Source organism: Trichococcus ilyis, from assembly GCF_900109135.1.
GTDB lineage: Bacteria > Bacillota > Bacilli > Lactobacillales > Aerococcaceae > Trichococcus > Trichococcus ilyis.
This window is the reverse complement of the sequence record NZ_FNYT01000035.1, coordinates 20170-29295: the sequence shown is the minus strand read 5'-3', so window position 1 is coordinate 29295 and position 9126 is coordinate 20170. Positions and strand designations below refer to the sequence as shown.

Genomic DNA, 9126 nt, shown 5'->3' with positions numbered 1-9126 from the left:
CACTAGTGTTGCATAAACATTTGCAGGTCTTCATCTAAACTGTTTTCTGAAAAAAGCAAAAAAATTCTTATGCTCACGCAGAAAGATGACTTTCTCCAGATTGTAACAATTATGAACTATGTCAATTTATCTTCAGCCGCTCTATTGTCGTCAAGCTTTCGTTCATTTTGATTCGGTCGGTTTTCCCCGTATCCTTGTCTCCCAAAGTTCACTAGCTTCCCATAGGGAAGCGAATAGGTAGCGTTGGATTGTCAGGCTAGAAAGAACAGATTGTGTTTCCAGTTTGACCAGATAGGTGAGAAGTTGTGCAATCAAAGCAAGATAGACCTGGTTTTTTAAGCCATCCTCATCACGACTGAAGAATTTTTTGATGGTCGTCTGCTGCTTCAATTGCTTGAAAAAGAGTTCGATCTCCCAGCGGGAACGGTACATTTGGCTGATTGCTTCAGCTGAAAGATCAAACCGATTGGTAATGATGCGCAGCTTATTCTCCTGTGTATCCATTACTTCAACCAATCGATAAGGATCTGTCAGATACCCATTCTTGCCACCCAGAACGACCATCTGGTCTTGGAGAATGGATCCTCCGGGAGGGACTTCGTATTCGGACATTACATGTACGAGGCTGTTCTTCTTGATGCGAGATACAAAGAAGAATCCGTCATAGGAAAATTTATCGAATAACTCGAAGTCCATATAACCCCGGTCGAAGATATAGGTGGCCAGCTTCTCATCAACTACGATTTCCAGTCGGTTGACATCATGAACGGAAGCATTCGTTATGATCGCTCTATCCGGATAGGCATCGCCTTTCCCTATATAGGCAAGACGGAGATGCAGTTTTATGCCTGACTTAGTAGTGCGGAACTCTGCCCAGGGATATCGTGTTTTATTCAGAGAGACCGTCGTCGAATCTACGATGAATGCTTTTGGAAGCTTGCCGTTACGCTTGCCTTGGTTGGCTAGAGATACTAGAAAGTAGAACATTTCCTCCAGAATAATGGGATTGATCCTTCGGATCTTCCGCGATATCTGTGAGCTGCTAAGAGAGTCAAAACCAAGTTCAGCTTGAAGATCTGGATTTAAAAGGGAAGCTTCTATATCCCGAAGACTGGCTTTTTGGCTCGAGATTGCGTGGAGCATCAGCTTGAGGAAACGGTCGAAATAGAGCTTCTTGACATAGGTATTTGTCTGTCCAATTTGTTCTTGTAGTCTTAACGGTAGATTCTCAAAAGAGACAGGTGCAATCCATTTACAAAATGAAGTTTTTTGTTTATGCTTATCCATAGTTATAGGTCCTTTAACGTGGTCTTGGATAAGTCATCTTACCAACCATTGTAAAGGATCTTTTCTTTTTGTCTAAAATTTAGTTTGTTAATTTTTTAATGCAACACTAGTGATTTTGATCAGATGTTTCACGAGCCTGTCTACTACTTCTTTTAGTCGTGAAGCCATCCGCAATCCCATCTGCGCTTCAAAATCAAGGATGGCTTCTTCCAATATATCAAGTAATTCCTCAATTCTATACCTGCCATCAAAGCCTATTTGTAAATTATCAATATCATATTTAGGAAGATTCTCAATGCTTTCAACATCAACTTCCATTCCATCCGGAGTCTGCCAGTCTATCAATGAGGAAACCGCAATGATATTATCTATCTTCAGACCATTCTTCACTATTATACCTTTGTAGTACTGAACTACCTCTTGAATTTTATTAACTTTATTTTCGGGATATTCTTTTGGATCTTTGTATCGAGTTGGTGCCATTTCATCACACTTATTTACTACTACAACTATTGGAAGCCTCAATTTATTTATCTCCGCATATGTTTTAGAAACTTTTTTGAGGAACTCAACATCTGAATTCACATCATCACGATGAGTACAATTTAACATGAAAATTGCTACATCTGGTGAAAATTCATTGATTTGGTTTATTAACATCTCTTCTGCAGAAACTGTATCGTCTAATCTTTCCGACTCGGCAATTCCTCTAGTATCAAGAATTTCCATCAACACTCTGTCATTATCTTTACATTCGTACATTTGGGCACTTTCTGTGCAGCTTTTTGTATCACTTACTGTAGCTACATATGTACCACACAAAGCATTAATTAGACTGCTCTTACCTACGCCAGTTCTTCCTATCAAGAAAATTCTTGGAGGTCTTTGAGAGTCTATACCGTCCATCAACTTTTTGAGGTCTTCGTCACCAAGAATAGTATCCTTGATTGAAGCTCTTATTTTTTCAGGAATTTCATCAGGCAGCTTATCAATCATTTCACCTGCTTTGATGTAGAAATTTTTCATATTCTGTAATCTTTGCTCAATTTTCATTTTGTCATCTTTCATTTTCAAGTCTCCTTTTTGAAATTATCGGATAAAAACTGATGAAGTATATAAGTGGAAGGTGTAATTTCCTTTCACCGACATAAGTTACTGCTCCTTATATAAGTGCTTGTAAATTTTGAGAATTACCGATGACATCTGCCTGAGAGTTATTCTATAGAACATATATCCTAACCACATTAACTTTACGAAATTGTAACCCATCTAAATCGACCTTTACATGGAAGAACAAATTGATCACTGCTTTATTATCCAATCGACAACAGCGTTAACGTAGTCGATTTCTTTTTTTCTCTCTGGGTGCCCCACCCTAAGTACATCTATCCTATTGTTATTTATTTCACCATTGAATTCCCACCAGGGCATTTTCTTTTTACCTATCGTAATTTTTGTATTGCTGATATTTTCCATTTCGTCAAATACGTCCTTGAAATACTCATCATAATTCCAAGATGTCAAAAATATAATTTTTTTAGGTTTTATTATCTCTATCTCTTTTTTTAAAACTTGCATTTCTTTAATGCAATTAACTTTGAGGAGATTGGATGTTGTGTCTATTGTAAATGAAGTGTTGCACTTCATTATATTTGTAAACGCAATGTTGTCGATCGTGTCATTTCCATAAATACGCTCTGCTATATTTCTTGTATATCGCCAGTATGGCCACGAAACATTGCATAATTGATCAGCCATTTCACGACAATCTAAGTATGCGCCAATAGATTTACCAGGATTTCCGCGTGCATTTTTCCCAACAAATAATATTTTTTCAGCACTATTATTAAAGCCTTTCCCAACGAACCAAAAGGTTGCGGGAAAAGATAAATTTTCCGAATTATTCCGACAGCGTTGGCATATTTCTGAACTCCCCAGCTGAATTTCATCATACATTTCAAATAGTCTTTTTTCTGTAATCTCATCATGCTGAACCATGCCTGTATTCCACCTCTCTATAAGTGTTACGCTCCTATCATTATCTCAATATTATTTAAATCTGACAAATTTTATCTTAATTCTACCGAGATTTGCTTTCACTTTCACTTAGGGGTGTTACAATTGTTGTTGCCTTAGATAATCCGTAAGCCGCGATAGATTTTTCCAGAAAAAACCCAAAGAATAAATTGCAAAAAAACAAGCCATATGGACTGCACTCTTCCCCAAGAGCGTTCCATATGGCTTTTCTTAAACTTTTTTCTGTTGCGCTGCCAGCAATGGCGCGAGGATCGGTTCCAGGATCAGATAGAAGCCGGCATTGCCGAGGCCGTGCAGCAGATCGAAGGGGATCCCCGCGGCGTAATACGCCCAGAAACTGGTGATGCCCATCATTTTCACGGTGAGCAGGGAAATGATGAAGCCGTAGAGCAGCCCGCCGAAAAAGGCGAAGAGCGCGAACAGGATTCGGCTATTCTTTTTTTGGCTTGGGCTGTAGAATGGCTTCATGACCAGTCCGGTAACGAGAATCAGCACACCGAAACTGGCGATCTGGGCAATCGTCCACGGCCCCATTCCCAGCAGGAAATTGGTCAAAACAATCGACAGGATGGCAACGATGAAGCCGTCCGCCATGCCCAATGTCAGCGTCAGGATGATCAGCACGGCTGTCACCGGCTGGACATTCGGGATGAACTGGAACATCAGCCTGCCGACATAGCACAAAGCCGTCAGGATCGACAGCAGTGCCAGTCGCCTCACCCCGAAGCCGACAGTTTTCCTTACATTTCTGTCAGGTTCCACACGATTACGTCTCCTTCTTGGAGCGCAACATCAGCGGCTCCGACCATCGAAGGCTCGCCGTTCACATCGAACAACCAATATTTGGCTTTCGTTTCAGCTGTCGCTTCCGCTTGCACCACGCCGTCGATGGCTGTGATGAAGCCGTCCGCTTCTTCGATCGTATAGTTTTCTTTCATGACGTCCAACAAGTTGGCGCCCGCTTCGACCTCAAGCGTTTTTTCAGAACCCGCGATCACCGTGCCGCCATCCGTCAAAGAAATCGTCACGCTGACTGTTTCTGCAGCTTCGGAGCTGACTGCAACGGCTGAAGATTCCGCGACTGAAGTCGATTCTGCCGTGTCCGCAGGGGCGCACCCGAATAATACCAAACTCAACGATAAGGCCAACAATAATTTTTTCATCTTTCTTTCCACCTCTGATCTGTATTTGATAGAAGCTCCCTCGCCAACGGCCGGGATAATGCAAAAAAAAGTCCATGCGCCATCGCATAGACAAGTAACGGGTCCGTTTTACCTCGAAACGGTTCGTTTGCAATAAATAGCAGCTTGGAATAAAGACCTGACTAAGACGCACATGACGTCATCACAGTGGCGGGACCGCGTTGGATTTTCACCAAACTTCCAAATTCCAAGTGTCTTTGAATGGTTTTCCTATCCCTTCCATTTTACCCAAAGCAGAAAAAAATACAAGACCAGTTGCGCTTTTCGGTGCGCTCTGGTCCTGCAATTGATACTGGCTGTGTCAAGTCAATCTTCGCTTAGTTGTTACGCCTTCAAGCTTGCGCCGTTGGTTGCGATGACTTCTTTGTACCAGTTGAAAGATTTTTTCTTGTAACGGTTCAGCGTGCCGGAGCCGTCGTCGTGGCGGTCGACATAGATGAAGCCGTAGCGTTTTTTCAGTTCGGCAGTCGAAGCGCTGACCAAGTCGATGCAGCCCCAAGTCGTGTACCCCATCAGGTCGACGCCGTCCGCAATCGCTTCGGCGACCTGCACCAAGTGGTCGTTAAGATACTTGATGCGGTAGTCGTCGTTGACGGTCGGTTGGCCGTCCTCGCCGGTAACCAGCTGATCGACCGCGCCCAAGCCGTTTTCGACGATGAACAACGGTTTTTGGTAACGATCCCAGAAGTCGTTCAGGACGATGCGCAAGCCCTTTGGATCGATCTGCCAGCCCCACTCGGAAGCCTCCAGATAAGGGTTCATCACGCCGCCCAGGATATTGCCGGCGCCCTTGACTTTTTTGGACTCATCAGCTGTTTCGGTCGAACTCATATAGTAGCTGAAAGAGATGAAATCGACCGTGTTCTTGAGGATTTCTTCGTCCTCCGGTGTGATGTTGAGCGCAATGCCGTGCTCGCGGAAGTAGCGCTTCATGTAGCCAGGGTACGTGCCGCGCACGTGTACGTCGGTGAAGAAATAGTTTTGGCGTTCCGCTTCCATTGCCGCGATCACATCGTCAGGATGGGAAGTCAACGGATAAGTCGGCATCGCGATGACCATGCAGCCGATCTTGAAGTCCGGGTTGATTTCGTGGCCGATTTTTGTCGCCAAAGCGCTGGCTACCAATTCGTGGTGGCAGGCTTGGTAGAGGTCGGATTTCGACAATTGATCCTTCGGTGTCGCGATTCCGCCGCTCATGAACGGCAAATGGATGATCGAGTTGATTTCGTTGAATGTCAACCAGTATTTGACTTTGTCTTTGTAGCGCGTGAAGACAGTGCGCACGTAGTTTTCGTAGAAACCGATCAGCTTGCGGTTGATCCAACCATCATATTCGCGCGCCAAGTGCAGAGGCGTTTCGTAGTGGGACAACGTGATCAGCGGTTCGATGCCATATTTCGCCAATTCGTCGAACAGGTCATCGTAGAACTGTAGGCCGGCTTCGTTCGGCTCGGTTTCGTCGCCGTTCGGGAAGATGCGTGTCCAGGCGATGGACGTACGGTAAGTCTTGAAGCCCATTTCCGCGAACAGTGCAATGTCCTCTTTGTAACGGTGGTAGAAGTCGATCCCTTCCAATTTCATGTTGTCCGGAGTCGGTCCGTCGGTGATCGGTCCGAACCCTCCTTGAGGGGTTACGTCCTGAACGGATAATCCTTTCCCGTCTACGTTATAGGCTCCTTCGTATTGGTTGGCAGCGGTAGCGCCGCCCCACAGGAAGTTTTCTGGAAATTTCAATTCTGTCAAAGTCCTTCATCCCTTTCATGGTAGCGTTTTTACATCTTTCATTTTACCGTAACCATTCCGAAAATGAAACCGCTAACCTAGCACGGCCCGTTTCTGCTATGATAAGGGAGAGAGAAGCCCCCTGCTGTTCAAATCGTTTGACACGTCTTTAAAAAAGCAGTAAATTAGGTTTGTAAAAACGGCTACAATCGTAAACGAAACGGTTTTGTATTTCCGGAAATCGGAGGAGTGAATAAAATGGATGAACACGATCATACCCAGCACAAACATACTGTCGATGCCACGCCCAACGTTACGGAAGCCAGCCACCTCCATTCAGATGAAATCCACACCGGCCATGAACAGCATGCCCATCATGCGCATATGACCCATGACCACGCCAGCCACCAGGAGCCTGTCCCCCATGCCCCGGAGAATGTCGCGGCTAAACCGCCCGCAGCGCATCCACATGAACACGAACACGGAACGGCGCCGGCACAGGATCACGGCAAGATGGATCATGAAAATATGGAGCCCGCCAGCGGACATGCCGGCCATCATGAACACATGGTGGCCGACTTCAGGAAACGGTTTTGGGTGACGCTCGGCTTGACCATTCCCGTCACCTTGCTCTCCCCGATGATCATGATGCTTTTCGGTTTCCATCTGGATTTCCCCGGCGCAAATATCGTCGTCTTTGTGCTGTCGACCATCATCTTCTTTTATGGCGGGAAGCCTTTCCTGAAGGGTGCTATGGACGAATGGAAGCAGCGCTCCCCGGGCATGATGCTGCTGATTTCCTTGGCCATCGTCTCCGCGTACATCTACAGCACCTTCACCGCCTTTTTCATAACCGGTTCAGATTTTTATTTCGAATTGGCGACCTTGATCCTGATCATGCTGCTCGGGCATTGGATCGAGATGAAATCACAGATGGGCGCATCCAAGGCGCTTGAGGAACTCATCAAATTGATGCCAAAAGTTGCCCACAAACTGGACAGCGCCGGCAACAGCAGCGAAGTCTCGGTTGAGGAGCTCGTTCCCGGCGACCGTATCCTGATCAAGCCCGGCGAGAAAATCCCTTTGGACGGCAAAATTTTCGAAGGAAGCTCCACAGTGGACGAATCCATGCTGACGGGGGAATCCGTCCCTGTCGAAAAACAACCCGGCATGGCTGCCATCGGAGGATCGATAAACGGCAATGGCGTGCTGAAAGTGACAGTGGAAAAAGTCGGGAACGAAACCTACTTGGCGCAGGTGATCCAGATGGTCACCAATGCCCAACAGCAAAAGTCCAAGGCCCAGGGATTGGCGGACAAAGCGGCCAAATGGCTGTTCTATATCGCCGTGACGGCCGGCATCCTGACTTTCGGCTATTGGCTCTTGGCAGCCGATTTGCCTTTCGCCTTGGAACGGATGGTGACCGTGCTCGTGATCGCCTGCCCGCACGCGCTCGGCCTGGCTGTCCCGTTGGTGAATGCCGTATCGACTTCGATTGCGGCCAGGAACGGCTTGCTGATCCGCAACCGGACCCAATTCGAAGAAGCCCGCAAGATCGATCGGATCGTCTTCGACAAGACCGGTACCCTGACGGAAGGCAATTTCGGCGTGACCGACATCGTCCCCGCGGAAGGCATAGCGGAAAAGGATCTGTTGACGCTGGCTTATTCGGTGGAACTGCAGTCCGAGCATCCGATCGCAAAAGGCATCGTCCGCAAAGGCGAAGCCGATCAGCTCACCCCGCTTGAAGTGAAGGATTACCAAAACCTTACCGGACAGGGGCTTCAGGCCCTGGTGAACGGTGTGCTGGTTGCCATCGTCAGCCCCGGCACGATGGATGAACGCGCCCTTGCCTATTACCGCAGCAAATACGCGGAACTGGCCCAACAAGGTAAAACCGTCGTCTTTGTCCTGAAGGAAGATCGTTTGCAGGGCATGATCGCCATTGCCGATATGATCCGCGATTCCTCTTACGCAGTCATTGCGGCCTTGAAGGAACAGGAAATCGAATCGTTCATGCTGACCGGCGACAACAGCCGCGTGGCCGATTACGTAGGCAAAAAACTGGGCATGGCTCAAGTGTTCGCGGAAGTCCTGCCGGCGGAAAAATCGAAACACATCGTCGCTTTGAAAGAGGGAAGCAAGAAAGTCGCGATGGTCGGGGACGGCGTCAATGACGCCCCGGCGTTGGCGCAAGCCGATTTGGGAATCGCCATCGGGGCCGGCACGGACGTCGCCATCGAAACGGCCGATGTCATCCTTGTCGACAGCGACCCGCAGGACGTCTTGACTATCATCCGCTTATCCAAGGCGACCTACCGCAAAATGGTCGAAAATCTGATTTGGGCGGTCGGCTACAACGTGATCGCCATCCCGTTGGCCGCTGGCGTACTGAACAATCAAGGCATCGTCATCACTCCCGCCATCGGAGCGGCTGTCATGTCGATCAGCACCATCATCTGCGCGGTCAATGCCCGCTTGCTGAAGATCGACTGAGCTCGCAATTCAAATTATCAGCGCAACAGACACAAAAACTACATCCAATCCACACATTATCGCTGTACACTGATTGCAGAAGAAAAAAGAAGGAGGAATTTGCATGTTCGGCAGATGCCTGCAATATTTCGGAGGTTTTGGCATGGGAGGCATGATGTTTATGGGCATTTTCTGGATCGCGCTGATCGTACTCATCGTTTACTTGGCAAGCAAGCTCATGAACGACAGATCCGGCAAAGCTTCCCCGGAAGAATCCGCTTTGGACATCCTTAAGAAGGAATTGGCGAAAGGGAACATCACCGAGGAAGAGTTCGACCGCAAGAAAAAACTGCTGTGATCCAAAACCAATACGCAACGAAGAGGCCGACTCAATCCAATGAGC

Annotated in this window: 8 protein-coding genes and 1 riboswitch; of the genes, 2 read left to right on the top strand and 6 right to left on the bottom strand. The window is 47.1% G+C overall.

Annotated features, from left to right (window positions below):
* Positions 1–162: 162 nt before the first annotated feature.
* The 6 genes from BMX58_RS12990 to BMX58_RS12965 all read right to left on the bottom strand — a co-directional run bounded on the left by BMX58_RS12990 (position 163) and on the right by BMX58_RS12965 (position 6269).
* Positions 163–1287: an IS4 family transposase gene (locus tag BMX58_RS12990; protein WP_093088865.1), complete on the bottom strand. Its 1125-nt coding sequence runs from the start codon at positions 1285–1287 to the stop codon at positions 163–165.
* Between the two features lie 87 nt (positions 1288–1374).
* On the bottom strand, positions 1375–2355 hold the full coding sequence (locus BMX58_RS12985) for a GTPase family protein (protein ID WP_204243810.1): 981 nt from the start codon (positions 2353–2355) through the stop codon (positions 1375–1377).
* Positions 2356–2589: 234 nt separating this feature from the next.
* The gene (locus BMX58_RS12980; RefSeq protein ID WP_068624740.1) at positions 2590–3285 is read right to left on the bottom strand and encodes a hypothetical protein; all 696 of its coding nucleotides are present in this window, start codon (positions 3283–3285) and stop codon (positions 2590–2592) included.
* A 249-nt stretch (positions 3286–3534) separates the two neighbouring features.
* Complete coding sequence (locus BMX58_RS12975) at positions 3535–4086, bottom strand: ECF transporter S component (protein WP_068624739.1); 552 nt, start codon at positions 4084–4086, stop codon at positions 3535–3537.
* Entirely contained in the window at positions 4065–4487 is a 423-nt protein-coding gene (locus tag BMX58_RS12970) for a DUF4430 domain-containing protein (RefSeq protein ID WP_068624738.1), read from the bottom strand. Before BMX58_RS12970 ends, BMX58_RS12975 begins: the two co-directional genes overlap by 22 nt.
* A gap of 92 nt (positions 4488–4579) precedes the next feature.
* Positions 4580–4735: riboswitch (adenosylcobalamin (AdoCbl) riboswitch) on the bottom strand.
* Positions 4736–4850: 115 nt separating this feature from the next.
* Positions 4851–6269 carry a glycoside hydrolase family 1 protein gene (locus BMX58_RS12965; RefSeq protein WP_068624736.1) on the bottom strand — a complete coding sequence of 473 codons (1419 nt, stop codon included), beginning with the start codon at positions 6267–6269 and terminating at the stop codon, positions 4851–4853.
* A 237-nt stretch (positions 6270–6506) separates the two neighbouring features.
* Here BMX58_RS12965 and BMX58_RS12960 point away from each other — a divergent pair, with 237 nt between their 5' ends.
* Both BMX58_RS12960 and BMX58_RS12955 read left to right on the top strand, forming a co-directional pair.
* Complete coding sequence (locus BMX58_RS12960; RefSeq protein ID WP_084254023.1) at positions 6507–8744, top strand: copper-translocating P-type ATPase; 2238 nt, start codon at positions 6507–6509, stop codon at positions 8742–8744.
* Between the two features lie 103 nt (positions 8745–8847).
* Positions 8848–9081, top strand: coding sequence for an SHOCT domain-containing protein (locus BMX58_RS12955; protein ID WP_068624735.1), 234 nt, complete (start codon positions 8848–8850; stop codon positions 9079–9081).
* Positions 9082–9126 lie beyond the last annotated feature (45 nt).